15 protein-coding genes are annotated in these 15,506 nt (G+C 69.9%); 6 read left to right on the top strand and 9 right to left on the bottom strand.

Annotated features, from left to right (window positions below):
- Positions 1–98: 98 nt before the first annotated feature.
- From NF681_05780 to otsA, 3 genes are all read left to right on the top strand, one after another.
- Positions 99–1,388 (top strand): multifunctional CCA addition/repair protein, encoded by a 1,290-nt coding sequence (locus tag NF681_05780; GenBank protein UST54703.1) that lies wholly within the window; start codon positions 99–101, stop codon positions 1,386–1,388.
- A gap of 71 nt (positions 1,389–1,459) precedes the next feature.
- On the top strand, positions 1,460–2,314 hold the full coding sequence (gene otsB, locus NF681_05775) for a trehalose-phosphatase (GenBank protein UST54702.1): 855 nt from the start codon (positions 1,460–1,462) through the stop codon (positions 2,312–2,314).
- Entirely contained in the window at positions 2,311–3,696 is a 1,386-nt protein-coding gene (otsA, locus tag NF681_05770; protein UST54701.1) for an alpha,alpha-trehalose-phosphate synthase (UDP-forming), read from the top strand. The genes otsB and otsA overlap by 4 nt, the downstream gene beginning before the upstream one ends.
- Positions 3,697–3,712: 16 nt before the next feature.
- Here the strand turns inward: otsA and NF681_05765 are convergent, their stop codons facing one another.
- Entirely contained in the window at positions 3,713–4,093 is a 381-nt protein-coding gene (locus tag NF681_05765) for a hypothetical protein (protein ID UST54700.1), read from the bottom strand.
- Positions 4,094–4,279: 186 nt separating this feature from the next.
- Between NF681_05765 and NF681_05760 the strand changes: the two genes are divergently transcribed.
- Positions 4,280–5,764 (top strand): PLP-dependent aminotransferase family protein, encoded by a 1,485-nt coding sequence (locus tag NF681_05760; protein ID UST54699.1) that lies wholly within the window; start codon positions 4,280–4,282, stop codon positions 5,762–5,764.
- Positions 5,765–5,767: 3 nt separating this feature from the next.
- On the opposite strand, the gene NF681_05755 is transcribed toward NF681_05760, so the two are convergent.
- From NF681_05755 to NF681_05740, 4 genes are read right to left on the bottom strand one after another with little or no spacing between them, the layout of a single operon-like run.
- Positions 5,768–6,694: an ROK family protein gene (locus tag NF681_05755; protein UST54698.1), complete on the bottom strand. Its 927-nt coding sequence runs from the start codon at positions 6,692–6,694 to the stop codon at positions 5,768–5,770.
- Between the two features lie 54 nt (positions 6,695–6,748).
- On the bottom strand, positions 6,749–6,943 hold the full coding sequence (locus tag NF681_05750; GenBank protein ID UST54697.1) for a DUF2905 domain-containing protein: 195 nt from the start codon (positions 6,941–6,943) through the stop codon (positions 6,749–6,751).
- A 10-nt stretch (positions 6,944–6,953) separates the two neighbouring features.
- Positions 6,954–7,739 (bottom strand): histidinol-phosphatase, encoded by a 786-nt coding sequence (gene hisN, locus NF681_05745; GenBank protein ID UST54696.1) that lies wholly within the window; start codon positions 7,737–7,739, stop codon positions 6,954–6,956.
- Positions 7,740–7,779: 40 nt separating this feature from the next.
- Complete coding sequence (locus tag NF681_05740) at positions 7,780–8,961, bottom strand: SAM-dependent methyltransferase (GenBank protein UST54695.1); 1,182 nt, start codon at positions 8,959–8,961, stop codon at positions 7,780–7,782.
- Positions 8,962–8,985: 24 nt separating this feature from the next.
- On the opposite strand from NF681_05740, the gene NF681_05735 reads away from it, so the two are divergent.
- On the top strand, positions 8,986–9,852 hold the full coding sequence (locus NF681_05735; protein UST54694.1) for an SDR family oxidoreductase: 867 nt from the start codon (positions 8,986–8,988) through the stop codon (positions 9,850–9,852).
- Positions 9,849–10,238 carry a dihydroneopterin aldolase gene (locus NF681_05730; GenBank protein ID UST54693.1) on the top strand — a complete coding sequence of 130 codons (390 nt, stop codon included), beginning with the start codon at positions 9,849–9,851 and terminating at the stop codon, positions 10,236–10,238. The genes NF681_05735 and NF681_05730 overlap by 4 nt, the downstream gene beginning before the upstream one ends.
- On the opposite strand, the gene NF681_05725 is transcribed toward NF681_05730, so the two are convergent.
- The 4 genes from NF681_05725 to NF681_05710 all read right to left on the bottom strand — a co-directional run bounded on the left by NF681_05725 (position 10,239) and on the right by NF681_05710 (position 15,066).
- Entirely contained in the window at positions 10,239–10,829 is a 591-nt protein-coding gene (locus NF681_05725) for a hypothetical protein (protein ID UST54692.1), read from the bottom strand.
- 59 nt (positions 10,830–10,888) lie between these two features.
- Positions 10,889–13,546 (bottom strand): fimbria/pilus outer membrane usher protein, encoded by a 2,658-nt coding sequence (locus NF681_05720; protein ID UST54691.1) that lies wholly within the window; start codon positions 13,544–13,546, stop codon positions 10,889–10,891.
- A gap of 74 nt (positions 13,547–13,620) precedes the next feature.
- The gene (locus NF681_05715; GenBank protein ID UST54690.1) at positions 13,621–14,334 is read right to left on the bottom strand and encodes a fimbria/pilus chaperone family protein; all 714 of its coding nucleotides are present in this window, start codon (positions 14,332–14,334) and stop codon (positions 13,621–13,623) included.
- A 48-nt stretch (positions 14,335–14,382) separates the two neighbouring features.
- Positions 14,383–15,066, bottom strand: coding sequence for a DUF1120 domain-containing protein (locus NF681_05710; GenBank protein UST54689.1), 684 nt, complete (start codon positions 15,064–15,066; stop codon positions 14,383–14,385).
- Between the last annotated feature and the right edge of the window lie 440 nt (positions 15,067–15,506).

Here is a 15,506-nt window from a genome sequence, read left to right as displayed (position 1 = left end):
TGCGACAGGCGCACGGAAGGGAGGGCGGAACGACAGGACGCGGATTTTCGAACGGTCGTTCTTTTCCGGTGCTCCGGACAATCCCTAAACTCGCCCGCATGAAGACCTACCTCGTCGGCGGCGCGATCCGCGATGCCCTGCTCGGCCGGCCCGGCGGCGATCGCGACTGGGTCGTGGTGGGCGCCACGCCCGAGCGCATGGCCGAGTCGGGCTTCCTGCCCGTGGGCCGCGACTTTCCCGTGTTCCTGCATCCCGAGACGCGCGAGGAGCACGCGCTCGCGCGCACCGAGCGCAAGAGCGCGCCGGGCTATCGCGGCTTCGTCGTCCACGCCGCGCCGGACGTGACGCTCGAGCAGGACCTGGCGCGGCGCGACCTCACCGTCAACGCCATCGCCCTGCCGGCCGAGCGGGTGCCGGCGCCCGGCGAGACGCCGGCCGCGCCGTGGCCCGACCCGGCGCTGCTGGTGGACCCCCACGGCGGCCAGCGCGACCTGCGCGAGCGCGTGCTGCGCCACGTCACCGACGCCTTCCGCGAGGACCCGGTGCGCATCCTGCGCGTAGCCCGCTTCGCCGCGCGCTTCGACGACTTCCAGGTCGCGCCCGAGACCATGGCGCTGATGCGCGGGATGGTGGCCGCCGGCGAGGCCGACGCGCTGGTGCCCGAGCGCGTCTGGCAGGAACTCGCGCGCGGCCTCATGGAGCGCCGTCCGTCGCGCATGTTCGAGGTCCTGCGCGCGTGCGGTGCGCTGGCCGTGCTCCTGCCCGAGGTCGACCGGCTGTGGGGCGTGCCGCAGACCGCCGCGCACCACCCGGAGGTCGACACCGGCGTCCACCTGATGATGGTGCTGGACATGGCCGCGCGGCTGGCGGCGCCGCTGGGCGTGCGTTTCGCCTGCCTGACCCACGACCTGGGCAAGGGCGACACGCCCGCCGACGTGCTGCCGCGCCACATCGGCCACGAACAGCGCAGCGCCCGGCTGCTGCGCCCGCTGTGCGAGCGCTGGCGCGTGCCGGTCGAACTGCGCGAGCTGGCCGACGTGGTGGCGCGCGAGCACGGCAACATCCACCGCAGCGCGGAACTGGGCGCGGCCGCGCTGGTGCGGCTGTTCGAGCGCTGCGACGCGCTGCGCAAGCCCCGGTGCTTCGACGAGGTGCTGCTGGCCTGCGAATGCGACGCGCGCGGACGGCTCGGCCTCGAGGCGCGTCCCTATCCCCAGCGCGCGCGGCTCGCAGCGATGCTGGCGGTGGCGCTGGCCACCGACACGCGCCCGGCCGTCGAGGCGGCGCTGCGCTGGGGCGCCAAGGGCCCGAAGATCGGCGAGGCCGTGACGCGCGCGCGCGTCGCGGCCGTGGCGGCGGCGCTGGGCACGACGGCGCCGCCGGACTGACGCCGGGCCGAACCGGCTTGCGGCATCGGCCGACTCCCGTCCGGCTCCCCGTCTGCTAAGTTCATCCGACGATGCAGACCCCTCCCCGCCTCACCCCCGACGCCGCCCTGTTCCTCGACTTCGACGGCACCCTGGTCGCCCTGGCGGAGACGCCCGAGGCCATCGAGGTGCCGCCCGCCCTCGTCGCCTTGCTGACCGACCTGCACGAACTGCTCGGTGGCGCGCTGGCGATCGTCACGGGGCGGCAGATCGACGCCGTCGACCGCTTCCTCGCGCCCCTGCGCCTGCCCGCCGCCGGCGAGCACGGCGTGCAGCGTCGCGACGCCGAGGGCCGCATCCAGGAACGCTCCACGCCCGACCTGCACGGCGTCCTCGACGCCGCCAACCGCGTCGCGGGCGAACACCCCGGGCTGCTGGTCGAGCGCAAGCACGCGGCCATCGCCCTGCACTACCGCCAGGCACCCGACTGCGAGGCCGTCTGCCGCGCCGCGATGACCGCCGCGATCGAGGGCCAGCCGCAGTTCGAGCTGCTGCACGGCAAGTTCGTCTTCGAGGTCAAGCCCTCGGGCGTCAACAAGGGCATCGCCATCGACGCCTTCATGCGGGAGGCGCCCTTCGCCGGCCGCGTGCCGGTGTTCGCGGGCGACGACACCACCGACGAGACCGGCTTCGCCGTTGTGCAGCCGCGCGGGGGCATCGCGGTGAAGGTGGGACCGGGGCCGACGCAGGCGCTGCACCGGCTGGACTCGACGCGCGCGGTCTTCGAGTGGCTGGTGAACGCGCGCGACCTGCTGCGGCGACCCGGCACGGGCGGTACGGAAGGCGCGGCGGCTTCGCCGGGCGGCGATCCCGGCCCCGGCCACGCGGGCGGCCACGACGGCCCGGACGGCGGGAGCGACGGCGCCGGCGCGGGAGACGGCGAGTGAGCCGCCTCGTCGTCGTCTCCAACCGCGTGGCCGACCCGCGCAAGCCCGCCGCCGGCGGCCTGGCCGTGGCGCTGGGCGAATCGCTGCAACAGACCGGGGGCCTGTGGTTCGGCTGGAGCGGCAACATCGTCGAGGGCGGGCCCACCGGCGAGGGCGAGATGCACCGCCAGCAGGCCGGCAAGGTGACGCTGGCCACCCTGGACCTCTCGCGCGACGACCACGACAGCTACTACGCCGGCTACAGCAACGACGTGCTCTGGCCGGTGTTCCACAACCGGCTCGACCTGGCGAACTTCGACGCCGGCTTCATCGGCGGCTACCGGCGCGTCAACCAGCTGTTCGCGCGCAAGCTGCTGCCGCTGCTGAAGGACGACGACGTCATCTGGGTCCACGACTACCACCTGATCCCGCTGGCGGCCGAGCTGCGCGCCATGGGCTGCCGCCAGCGCATCGGCTTCTTCCTGCACATTCCGCTGCCGCCGCAGATCATCCTCGCGGCGATCCCGCAGCACGAATGGCTGGCGCGCTCGCTGTTCTCCTACGACCTGATCGGCTTCCAGGCGCAGCAGGACGTGCAGCACTTCGAGCGCTACGTCGCCAACGAGGCCCACGGCGAGGCGCTGGGCGACGACATGTTCCGCGCCTACGGCCTGACCGTGCGCTGCAGTGCCTTTCCGATCGGCATCGACGTCGACGAGTTCATGACGCTCACGCAGGCGAAGGAGGCGCGCGACATGTACGAGACCATGAAGCGCGAGTATTCGACCCGGCGCCTGCTGCTGGGGATCGACCGGCTCGACTATTCCAAGGGCATCCCGCACCGCGTGCGCGCGTTCCGCGAACTGCTGGCGAACTACCCGGAGAACCGCCGCAGCGCGACGCTGATCCAGATCGCCTCGCCCACGCGCGAGAGCGTCGACGCCTATGCCGACATCCGGCGCGAACTCGAATCGCTGTGCGGCGCCATCAACGGCGACTACGGCGAGCTCGACTGGATGCCGGTGCGCTACATCCACCGCATGGTGGCGCGCAAGCGCGTGCCGGGCCTGTGCCGGGCGGCGGCGGTGGGGCTGGTGACGCCCCTGCGCGACGGCATGAACCTGGTGGCCAAGGAGTACGTGGCCGCGCAGGACCCGGCCGATCCGGGCGTGCTGGTGCTCTCGCGCTTCGCGGGCGCCGCCGAACAGCTCAAGGAGGCGCTGCTGGTCAATCCATACGACACGCACGGCACCGCCGAGACCATCCAGCAGGCGCTGCAGATGCCGCTGGACGAACGGCGCGCCCGCCACGAAAAGCTGCTCCAGGGCATCCGCGAGCACGACATCCACTGGTGGCGCCGCACCTTCCTCGAGGCGCTGCGCGCAATGCCGCAGGCCGCCTGAGCCGCGCCGGACGGCCTCAGCGCGCCGCCGCGGACCCGGCCCGGCGGGGCGCCAGGAACCGCGGCCACGTCCACGCGGGTCCCGTCGCCGGTGCGGGGTCGATGCGGCGCAGCCACGCGTGCGCCGCGCCGACGGCGCTGACCTCCACCCAGCCCGCGCCATCCACGACGTGGGCCTGACCCTCGGCCAGGTCCTGCTCCACCACGACCATCCGCTCGGCCAGCCAGCGCGACGGCCCGGCGACCCGCAGCCGGCCGGCGCGGGCCACCAGCACGGTGCCGGCCACCACCGGCAGGCGCAGGGTCCGGCCGGCGTCGAGCCGGACATCGGCGGTGCCGGACGCGGCGCAGGCACCGGAATCACCGGAAGGGGGGAAGGCATCGGGTCGCGCACGCATGGTCGGCTCCTGGAAGGGTCGGGGGACGGGCCTCCAGCGTAGGCCGGACGCCGCCCGGAAAACAGGCACACCCGGGCGTTGCGTCGACCGCAACAGCACCCCGCGCCGGGGCGCTGTTATGGTCGTCCGGGCCCGCAACTGCATCTGTCGCGATCGCCCGGACGGGCGCACCATCGCGCCATGGACATGCCCCCCCTTCCCCGCTACCGCCGGCTGTCGCAGCACTACCTGCAGGCCATCCAGGCCGGTTCGCTGCAGCCCGGCGACCGCCTGCCCTCGCTGCGCGACCTCATGCGGCTGCACGCCGTCAGCCTGTCGACCGCGCTGCAGGCCTGTCGCACGCTGGAGAGCGACGGCTGGGCCGAGGCGCGCGCGCGATCGGGCTACTTCGTGCGCCACCCGCGCCGCCTGGCCATGACGCCGATGGACGAGCCCGCCGCCGACCGCGCGCCCGACCCGGCGCAGTTCGTCGGCATCCACGAGAAGGTCTCGGAATTCGTCACCCGCCGTCGCCATGGGGAGGTGCGGCTGGACCTCTCGATGGCCCGTGGCGCCCCCGAGCTGTATCCGGGCGACGCCCTGCGCGCGGCGATGACGCGCTGCCTGCGCCAGCACCCGCAACTGCTGACGCGGGCGTCGCCCTCGCGCGCGCGCACGCCGTTTCGCGAGGCGGTGGCCCGCCGGGCGCTGCGCGCAGGCATGCGCCTCGCGCCCGAGGACGTGCTGCCCACCAACGGCTGCATCGAGGCGCTCAACCTGGCCCTGCGCGCCGTGGCCCGCCCCGGCGACACGGTGGCGGTGGAGTCCCCCGCCTTCTACGGGCTGCTGCAGGTGCTGGAGAGCCTGGGCATGCGCGCCCTGGAGATCCCCACCCGTCCGCGGACCGGCCTGTCGATCGAGGCGCTGGAGCTGGCCCTGGGCGCCTACGAACGCATCCGCGCGGTGGTGGTCGTGCCGCACCTGCAGAACCCCCTGGGCAGCGTGATGCCCGAGGCCCACAAGGCCCGGCTGGTGCGCCTGTGCCGCGACCACGGCGTGGCGCTGATCGAGGACGACACCTACACTGAACTGCTCGACGCGGAGGGAACGCCCCGCGCCCTGCAGTCCTTCGACGAGGACGGCGGCGTGATCCACTGCGCGTCGATGCACAAGGTGCTGGCGCCCGGCCTGCGGCTGGGCTGGATCCACGCCGGACGCTGGCACGCGCGCGTCGAGATGCTCAAGTACGCCCACAGCCGCAGCAACGAGGAACTGGCGCAGTGGGCCGTCGGCGAGTTCATGGCCACGGGGGCCTACGACCGCCACCTGCGCCGGCTGCGCGAGGCCCTGCGGGGGCAGCGCGAGCGCACGGCCGACGCCATCGCCACGCACTTTCCGCCCGGCACGCGGCTGAACCTGCCCCCGGGCGGGCTCCAGCTGTGGGTGGAACTGCCACCGGGCGGCTCGGCGCAGGCCGTGTTCGACGCCGCGCTGGCCGAGCACATCCTCGTCGCCCCCGGCACGCTGTTCTCCAACACCGCGCGCTGCGACGGCTTCCTGCGCATCAACTGCGGCATCCCCTGGTCCCCGGTCCTGGCCGACGGCCTGCGCCGGCTCGGCGAACTCGCCGGCGCCACCGCGACCCCGGCCCCGGGCGGCGCCCCGCGCGCGCCACGCCCGCGCGCCACCTGAGCGTCAGTCGACCAGCGCCATCGCCGCGTAGTCGCCCAGCCGCTCGCCCAGTCCGGCCGGCACCACGCGCACGCCCTGCGTGAGCGCCGCGAGCCTGCCGTCGATCCCGGCCTGCAGGCGCGGCACCAGGAAATCGCGGTGGTGCCAGAACACGCTGCCGCCCAGGCTGATGCGCTGCAGGTCGAGCGTGGCGACGAGGTTGTAGAGCAGGCGGCCCATCACCCGGCACAGCGCCTCGGCCGTGGCCAGCGCCTGCGCGTCGCCGCGCTTGGCGGCGTCGAACAGGTCCTCGGCCGAGCGGCCGAAGCGGCGGTCGATCGCGTTGCCGGCGATCAGCGCCTCGACGTCGCCATGGTTGCCGCAGCCGCACAGCGCCCGGGCGTCGTCGTCGGAGACGAAGCTGTGGCCGGCGTGGCCGGCGTTGCCGTTCTTGCCCCGCAGCGCGCGCCCGTCCACGCACAGCCCGACGCCCACCCCGGTGCTCCAGGTCACGAAGGCGCAGTGGTCGAGGCCCTGAAGCGCGCCCCAGCGGCGCTCGGCCTCCAGGGCGGCCACGGCGTCGTTCTCGACCCGGACGTGGGCGAAGCGCCGCGCCAGCGGCGCTTCCAGCAGCGCCGTCGTCCAGTCGTTGGGCAGGCCGCGCGCCGGGCCGGCGATGCCGCCGCAGAGGTTGGGCGAGGCGCATTCGATGCGGCCGTCGGCGATCACGAAGGGGCCGGTCGACGACACGCCGACCCGGTCGACCGAGGCCGGATCGACGCCCTGCGCGGCGCACACCTCGTCGATCAGCCGCAGGATCTGCAGCGCCAGCGCGTCGTTGCCCCCGCGCGTGGCGGTGGGTTCGCTGCGCCGGCCCACCAGCGGGGCGGCGCTGTCGCGCGAGAGGCTCACGGCGACCTTGGTGCCGCCGACGTCGACACAGGCTCTCATGGGTTCGGGTCCTTCGTTGTCTGGAGGGGTGGATGGATCGGGAACGGCGGGACTTCAGATCAGCCGCGCCACCAGCGCCGCCAGCATGCTCAGCACCAGCGTGCTGGCCAGCGGCACCTGCCACTCGCGCCCGAAGGCGCGGAACGCGAAATCGCCCGGCAGGCGGCCGAAGCCGAAGCGCCGCAGCCATTGCGTCAGCCCGCTCATGAGCACGAGCGCGAGGACGGTCACGAGCAGCCAGCGGATCATCGGAGAATGCCTAGGCGGCCAGCGCCTCGAGCGCCTGGCGGTGCAGCTCGGGCGTGGCCGCCGCCACGACGCGGCCGTCCGAGTCGAGTCCCAGCGGGCGTCCCGCCCAGTCGGTGACGACACCGCCGGCGGCCTCGATCAGCCCGGTGGGGCCGAGGTAGTCGTAGGGCTGGAGGCCGGCCTCCACCACCAGGTCGATGGTGCCCCCGGCGAGCTGCGCGTAGCCGTAGCAGTCGCCGCCGAAACGCCGCATCGCGCAGCGCCGGCTCAGGGCGTCGAAGGCGCGCCAGTCGTCGGCGGCGAAGATGTCGGGCGAGGTGGTGACGATGCGTGCCTCGGCCAGGCGCGTGCAGCCGCTCGCGCGCACCGGCGTGCCGTCGCGGTCGGCGCCGACGCCGGCGCGGCCGGTCCAGCGCTCGCGCAGCACCGGCATGTCGACCACGCCCAGCACCACGCGCGCGCCCTCGAGCACGCCGATGAGCGTGCCCCACAGCGGCGAGCCGGTGATGAAGCTGCGCGTGCCGTCGATCGGGTCGAGCACCCAGACGCGCTTCGCGTCGAGCCGCTCGCTGCCGTGCTCCTCGCCGTAGATGCCGTCGTCGGGCAGGGTCGCCCCCAGGATCTCGCGCATCGCCGCCTCGGCGGCGCGGTCGGCCAGCGTGACCGGACTCTCGTCGGCCTTCGTCAGGACGTCCAGCGGGGTGCGGAAGTACGCCATCGACCGTGCGGCGGCGGCATCGGCGAGGGCGTGGGCGGTGCGCAGGAGCGCTTCGGCATCGGCAATGTCAGGGCTCATGGCGATCGATTAGACCCGAGCCGGGGCGCCGCACCGCGCGTCACAGCGTGTGGCTGCGGTCGCCTTGCGCGAAGCCCAGCGGTTCCCACGGCTCGCCCGCGCCCAGGGCGAGGACCTTGAACAGCTCGCCCATCTCGTGCTCGTGGATCAGGTGCGCGGCGCGGGCGCGTTCGGCCACGCCGGCCGGCTCGGCCAGGGCCGGCAGGCCGCAGTTGATGAGGAAGCGGCCCTGGCTCGCGTAGCCCAGCACGTGGAGCCCGGCGTCCTGCGCGGCCAGGGCGATGCCGGTGAAGTCGACGTGCGCGGTGATGTCCTTGCGCCCGACGTCGGCGAGCGCGTCGCCGTCGGCGCGGTGGGCCTGGTGGCACATCACGGTGCCCATGTGGCGCTGCGGGTGGTAGTACTCGGCGGCCGGGAAGCCGTAGTCGATCAGGAAGGCCGCGCCGCGCGCCAGCCGGTCGGCCAGGGTGGCCACGAAGGCCTCGGCCTGCGGGTGGATCTCGGTGAGGTAGTCGTGGTCGCCCTCGATCGCCACCGGCGGGCGGGCGTCGGTGGGCCGGTCGGCCCAGCCCAGGCCCGACGGCGCGTCCGCATCGGCGACCACGCCGCGCTCGAACCAGCGTCCGCCCACGCGCGCGAGCAGCCGCACCGGCATGGCGTCGAGCACCTCGTTGCCGACGACCACGCCGGTCATCGTCTCGGGCAGCGCATCGAGCCATTCGACGCGGCCGGCGTGCGGCGCCAGGGTCTCGCGCTGGCGCTCGCGCAGGGTGGCCGACAGGTCGACGATGCGGTAGCGCGCCGGCGGCCGGCCCAGCGCGTCGAGCGCCTCGATCAGCTGCCGCGCCAGGGCGCCCGAGCCGGCGCCGAACTCCCAGACCTCGTCGGTGCCGGTGCGCGCCATCGCCTCGGCGACCTGCACGGCCAGCGCGCGGCCGAACAGCGGCGTGAGTTCCGGCGCCGTCACGAAGTCGCTGCCCGAGGACGGCAGGTGGCCGAACTTGCGGCTCGCGCTGGCGTAGTAGCCCAGGCCGGGCGCGTACAGCGCCAGCGCCATGAAGCGGTCGAAGGGCAGCCAGCCGCCCGCGCGCACGAGCGAGGCGTCGATAATCCGGGCCAGCGCGCCGCCGCCCCGCGGGGCGCCGTCCGCTCCGCCCGGCCCGCCGCCGCCGCCGTTCACGTGACCGCCGCCACGGCCGTTCCTGCCTTTGTCCGCATCCATGTTCATTCCGGGAAATCTATCAGCATGACCGGCTCCACCCTCCGACGTTCCACCGCTTCGGCCAGCGCGCCGCCGGCCGAAGCGCGGCCGCGCGGCGTGCTCGTGACCGGCGGCGGCCGCCGCCTGGGCGCGGCCGTGTGCGAGGCCTTCGCGCGCGCGGGCTGGCAGGTGTGGTGCCAGTACCGCGGCTCGCGCGACGCCGCCCGGGCGCTGTGCCAGCGGTTGCGCGACGAAGGCGGCAACGCGCTGGCGGTGGAGGCCGACATCGCCGGCGCGGCCGGCCGCGCCGAGTTGATGGCGGCGGTCTCGGCCGGCGGCGCGCTCGACTGCGTCGTGAACAACGCGTCGGCCTTCGAGCCCGACACCGGCCTGGACTTCGAGGCCGACGCGGCCCTGCGCCAACTCGGCGTGAACCTGGTCGCGCCGCTGGACTTCGCGCGGCTGCTGGCGCGCCAGGGCGCCGCGGCCGGTGGCGACGGCGTCGACCGCTCGGCGATCCACATCCTCGACCAGAAGGTCTACAACCTGAACCCCGACTACTTCTCCTACACCGTCTCCAAGCTCGCGCTGGAGCGGGCCGTCGCGCTGCAGGCGCAGGCCCTCGCGCCGGCCGTGCGGGTGTGCGGCGTGGCGCCGGGGCTCATGTTCGAGAGCGGGCCGCAGGACACGGAGAACTTCCGGCGCGCCGCGCGCGCCAACCTGCTGCGCCGGCCCATCGACCCGGCCGACGTGGCGCGCGCCTGCGTCTTCCTGGCCGCCACGCCGGGCGTGACCGGCACCACCCTGTGCGTGGACAACGGCCAGCACCTGGTGCCGCTCGCGCGCGACATCATGTTCGTCGTCGACGAACTGCTCCACCCCGACAACGACGAGAAAGCCTCCCCCCCATGACCACCGCAGCCCTCGATCCCCTGCTGCTGTCCTGCCGCCGCGTGTTCCTGAAGAACTACGAGGTCTGGATCAACATCGGCGTGCACGAATTCGAGAAGCGCGCCGAGCAGCGCGTGATCATCAACGTCGACCTCTACGTGCCGCTGGAACTTTCCACGCCGCGCGCGGACGAACTCGACGAAGTGGTCGACTACGACTTCATCCGGCGCACCGTCGCCGCGCGCCTGAGCCAGGGCCACATCCACCTGCAGGAGACGCTGTGCGACGACCTGCTCACGCAGGTGCTGGCGCACCCCAAGGTGCGGGCGGCGCGCGTGTCGACCGCCAAACCCGATGTCTATCCGGACTGCGAAGCCGTCGGCGTCGAAGTCTTCAGGAGCAGATAGTCACGGCAACGTCGCGCCCAGGTCCAGCCGGAACGGCGAAGACCCTGAGGGCGCATAGCCGGTTTTCACCATCGTTTGCACCTGCATGTCCAGCACGACCGTCTTGCGTGCGTCACCGGTGCCAGGAACGGCGTTGAGGTCGAGCCTCAGCATGCCCGCGTTGTTCAAGGTGACGGGACCCAGCGTGGGCGACAAGGTGGCGCCGCCGATGGGCGTGAAGGTCATGGGCACCGCGTAGCCACCGACGGTCGCCTGGTTGATGACCACCTTGGCAGCACCGACGTTGCTTGCGCCCGAAACGCTGGAACTCCACTTGACCAGACCCGGGTCATCGCCCGGAACCAGGAGGGTGAAGTTGATCTGACGTGTCGCGGGGGTGTCGTCGCATACCGCGCGCAGAGTGGCGGCGGTGCGACCTACCAGCTTGTAGCCGGCGCTATCCGCCGGTGGCAACGCCGCATAGCCCTTGGTGCCGACGTCGGGCGTGCTCGGCGTGAAAGTCACGGGATCGCAAAGCGCGAAGGCACTGGCGCAGCCCAGGCCGAGTGCAACGCCCAGGGCCACACGGTGCAGTCTGCGTCGGACGTCCACGGGACGGGGACTCGCATGCGGTGTCATGGCCTGGTGACTGCGCATGCGCGACAAGCGGTTCATTTGCATAGGGCCGTCCCGTTTTCGAAAAGCTCGCCGTCCTGGCGAGGTTGGGTCTGGATGTTTTGAATCAGGCAGCGCTTGTCGGGTGCCGTCTCGATGTAGATCGAGTCGCCCTCCACCATCCGGCTGATCATGGTCTGGCCCCCGGCGCCGGTGGTGGAGAAGAACTCGTCGCCGCCGCGCAGCACCGGCAAGCCGCCCGCCACCGGTCGACCCTCCGCGTCCTGCACGGTCAACAGGAGGCGACGCACGCGCACCGCTGCGAAATCCGTGTTGACCACCGCGCCACGCCCGGCCTGGAGCACCTGCAGCGGGTTGTCGACGTCCACGTCCAGGGGTACCTTGGTCAAATCCGTCTCCAAGCGCGAGTCCTGGTAGACAAGCAGCGATGGCACCGCCGCAACACCCCCCGGCCCCGACCACACGGGACCTTGTGGCGTGTCGATGCGGATCCCCGCCACGTTGCCGGTCTTGACGCTCCCGAAGGTGTCCTGGACCGGATAGGGCGAGAAACCCACGCCCATCGACGTCGCCAGCACGCTGCCTGCGATTTCAGCGTACCGGCTGCTGCCATTCTGGCGGTCGGACAGCCCCAGCGTCAGCGACGTGTAACGTGGAACCACCGTGACCGATGCCGTCGCTTCCATGCCCGGGCGGTCGCTCGCGCGTTCCACGGCAGCCTGATAGCTCACCACCTCGTTCAGGCGCTGGTTCACGGTCGTGCCGTAGCGGGTGACGTCGTTGTTACGCCGTGCGTAGGTGTTGAGGTTGGCCGTGTTGCCCAGCGGGATGCTCACGTTGACGTACGCGAAGGTGCTCGGCCGCTGCAGCACGGTGGCCGATCCGGGCTGGCTCGGATCGCTCAGGTAGGTGCGCGCCGTGTTGCGCGAGACCCCCACCTGGACATAGATGCGGTTCCAGTTTCCTCCCCAGCCCAGGGAATAGACGTGCCCCGCGTCGCCGTCGAAATAGCTCTCGCGCGTGACGCCCGCCAACACCGACCCCCAGCGACCCAGGCTCCAGGAGCCATTCGTTCCCAGCTGCGAGCGTGCCCCGATGCCGTAGCGCGGGCGCTGGTAAATGCTCGCGGCGTCCTGCACGGTGCGGTAGTCGCGCGTGCGCAGATTGCCCGACAGCCCCAGGGACACCGCTTCGCTCGGCTGCCAGGCCAGTGCCGCGCTGCCCTGCGCGCCCGTGAGGTCGTGCCCCGTGTCGCGAGCGCCGATGAACTGCGTGAACACGCTCGCGTTGGGCGCCAGGCGCCAATTGGCCGCGGCGCCGGCTGAGACGTATTCCTTGGCGAGGATGCCGCCGAGCGTTCCGCTCAGAGGGCCGAGTGCCCAACCGTAGGCGCCGCTCACCACGGGCACGCGCTCGTAGGTCCGCACGTTCGTCTGGTCCCATAGCTGTCCCGCGGCCAGCGAAAAACCCTCGTTTTGCGTGTTGTCGCTGGCCAGCAGCAGGGACGAGGACGGCACGGTGATGACCTGCTGGCTGCCCGTTTCCTCGATCACCAGCACCTGGAGGTCGATGCTCTTGTTGTTCAGGGGATAGTCCGTGAGGGTGAAGGCACCCGACGGCACCACCGTGGAATAAAGCAGCACGCCGCCCTGGCGAACCTCCACGCGGGCCCGCGTGGCCGCCACGCCCCGGATCGGGTAACTCTGCAACTGACGCAGGCCGCGCTCCGGAAACCATTGCGCGCCGACGATCGGCACGCCCGCGTACAGGGGGTTGTTGTTGACGATGCGGCCAACCTGCAGGACCTGCTTTTCGTCGGCGAAGGTCTTCTGCGCATAGGCGGCCTGCCAGCGCAGGCGCGACTCGCCTTCGCTGGACGACGTGTAGAACTGCCGGGACCGCACGATCCAGTCGTTGGCGTTGAAGCCGAGTTCGGTGTCAGCATAGGTGTAGGTGCTCTTCGCGCCGCCGACCCCCTCGAAGCCGTTGAACCTGCTCTCATAGGTGTAGCCCCGGTAATTGAAGAGCGCTCCCATGCCACCGATCTCGGTGCGAAACGCCCGGGGCACGGGCACCAGATCGTCGGGCGGCACCGTGAGGTCGATGATGGATTCGCCGGGGCGCAAGGCGATGAGCGTGCGCGGCGAATGGTCGCGGTAATCGGGACACGACGAATCGCTGACGGCACCGGGATGCTCCTGCGCCAATTGCTCGATGGTCTTCAGGCCGAGTGATTTGACGAGCAGGGGCGTGAAACACAGGTTTCCGACGGAACTGAACTGCACGTTCTTGCGACCCACGTCGTTGCCGTTGACGATGAAGGTAACGAGCTGATTGCCGGGCGAGAAGCGCGCCCCCCGCCGGAAATATTCGCCCACCATGGGGCTGATGCCACGCTCTTTGAGGATTTCGGTATCGAACTGCACCATCAGCTTGTCGATGGCCGCCACGGTCAGCGCTTCCGCCGGGGCCGGACGCGACGGGCCGGAGGCCTTCGCCTTGTCCTGGTCCGGCCTGACGCGTGAGGGCGATTCGTCGACCGTCGGCGTTTCCTGCGCCTGGGACGTCGAGCAGCACACCATGGCCCAAATCAGAAAGAATCGGAAAATTCCAAGGTTCAGGTATTTCTCCGTCGCAACGCCGTCGCAGCCGAAGGAAAAACAGTTCTTGCTCCTACCCAAAATTTGATCCATGCGACCTCCTCGGCTAATCTTTTTTGTTTTTTCACGCGCGCCAACGTGGGACATCGCAATGGCGAAAGCCGGGATCACTTCGCCTTTGAAATCGCGATGTCGTAAGGCTCTACGGCGAAACCCCAGGGCGATGCGGGAAAGATCTTCACGGCCTGAACGTCCTTGGCTTGCACGTCCTTTGGCAATTCGGCCTTGGCGCTTGCGCCTGGCAGGATGTAGGTGTCCTGTAAAAGCCGGACATCGACATCGGCGGGCAATACCTTGGCGTCCGCTTTCAGGCGCACGACGAAGGGACTGTCGTTGACAACCTGGAGGCCATCGGGGGCCGCGAAGATCTTCAATTTCTTCCACGGCTCGGGATCCTGAACGAGTCCCTTGGGCGAAATCACCATCGGAATGGTCTGGCGCACATTGATCGTCACCACGGATTTTTCGGGGTCCGTGTTTTTCGGCGGTATGCCTTCAAAACTCACGCGCTTGAGAACCTGCTTGGTGATTTCACCCGTGGTTTTCGTGAGCGCGAATCGGACGATCTGGCGGCCGTTGGCTTCCACGCGCGTGACTTCGGGCAGCGGAATGACCGTGAGATTTTCACTGCCCGGCAAATCGATCACTTTCGCGTGCATCAGCAATGGCACGGCTTCGGTGTTCTTGACGGCCATCTGAGCCTGTCCATCGCCGGCCGACAGCATCACGATGGTCGAATCCGGCTGGATTCCGGTGGCATTCGCAACGGGTCCGAAATGGCAGGCCAGGACCGCCAAGGACGCAACAAGCTTGTTTCTCATGATGGGAATAAAAAAGCCCGCCATCCGAAAATGGCAGGCCGAACTCGATCAGATGTATTCGAGATTGAACGTGGACGAGCCATCGAGGGTGACGGCGGTGGTCGCGGAATCGATTAGGGTCTTGCTCACAAAAGCCTGAACCAAGAGATTTGCAGTGAGCTTTACCAGTGCCGGAGGCGCGGTATCGGCAGCCACCTGCTTGAAACCAGTCGCCAAGGTAGGCGCAAAAAAGGAACCATTGAAGCCCGAAGAAGCCGCCCAGGCACCCGCGGTGTTCTTCGCGCGAACCAGAACCCCTGCGGCAGCCGCCGCGGTACCGCCCGTGGTAGGCGTGACTTGCACCGACCCGAAGTTCACTTGGTAAGCACCAATGTTCGAGGAGCCGCTGACACCCAATCCAGCGCGCAGAGAATCGTCGGCATTGACTGGCATCCTGCTGGCTGCCCGGTTGTCAGTCCAGTTGATCGCCACGGCAGTGGGCGCGGCGCACGTGACGTCGAGCGCCAGCGTCTTGTCCGGCATGCGGTATGAATTGCCGGCGAAAACGGGGTAGCCCCTGACGGTGGCCGAAGACAAAGCCCCGAAGTCAACCGCGCCGCCCGCCGCCAACGTGATGCCACACGCCTCGGGCGTGACCGTTCCGATCACGGTCAAGCCGGCCGATGCAGCAAAAGATCCCACCGATGCCGTTGCCACTGCTGCGGCAATGATTGCTTTCTTCATCATCTTCATTTCATAACTCCAAGTAATAAAAATCGTGAATACCAAAAAGAAGAGCGAAGTATTTTTTCAATACCATTCTCTTCGTTCAGTGAACATAGGCCTTCCGTCGTCGTTACGGGCAATGACGCGACGTGCATCGTCGTGAGCTTTTTTCGAGAAATTCCCGACGTCCGCCTTTCCGAATCACAGCGCAACAGCGACCCGACGACGAACCATGGCGAAATGATTCCGCTTCAGCCAGCCATACGTTCAGCGACCATGATAAATCCAAATTTAAATCCAAATTTAAATCCAAATTTAAATCCAAATTTAAATCCAAATCTAAATGAACAATTATTTCAAAAGTAAAAATCCCATTCAGAATTTGGAAGAAATCTCATTGGAATCGACGTCTTAAGTTGTCGTTCTATTTCGACAGGCCCCGTGCGGGCACTGACTCACGCACCCGT

It is taken from the genome of Comamonadaceae bacterium OTU4NAUVB1, assembly GCA_024372625.1.
Lineage (GTDB): Bacteria > Pseudomonadota > Gammaproteobacteria > Burkholderiales > Burkholderiaceae_C > Variovorax.
The sequence above is the reverse complement of the archived record's forward strand: the minus strand, read 5'-3'. Positions and strand labels throughout refer to the sequence as shown.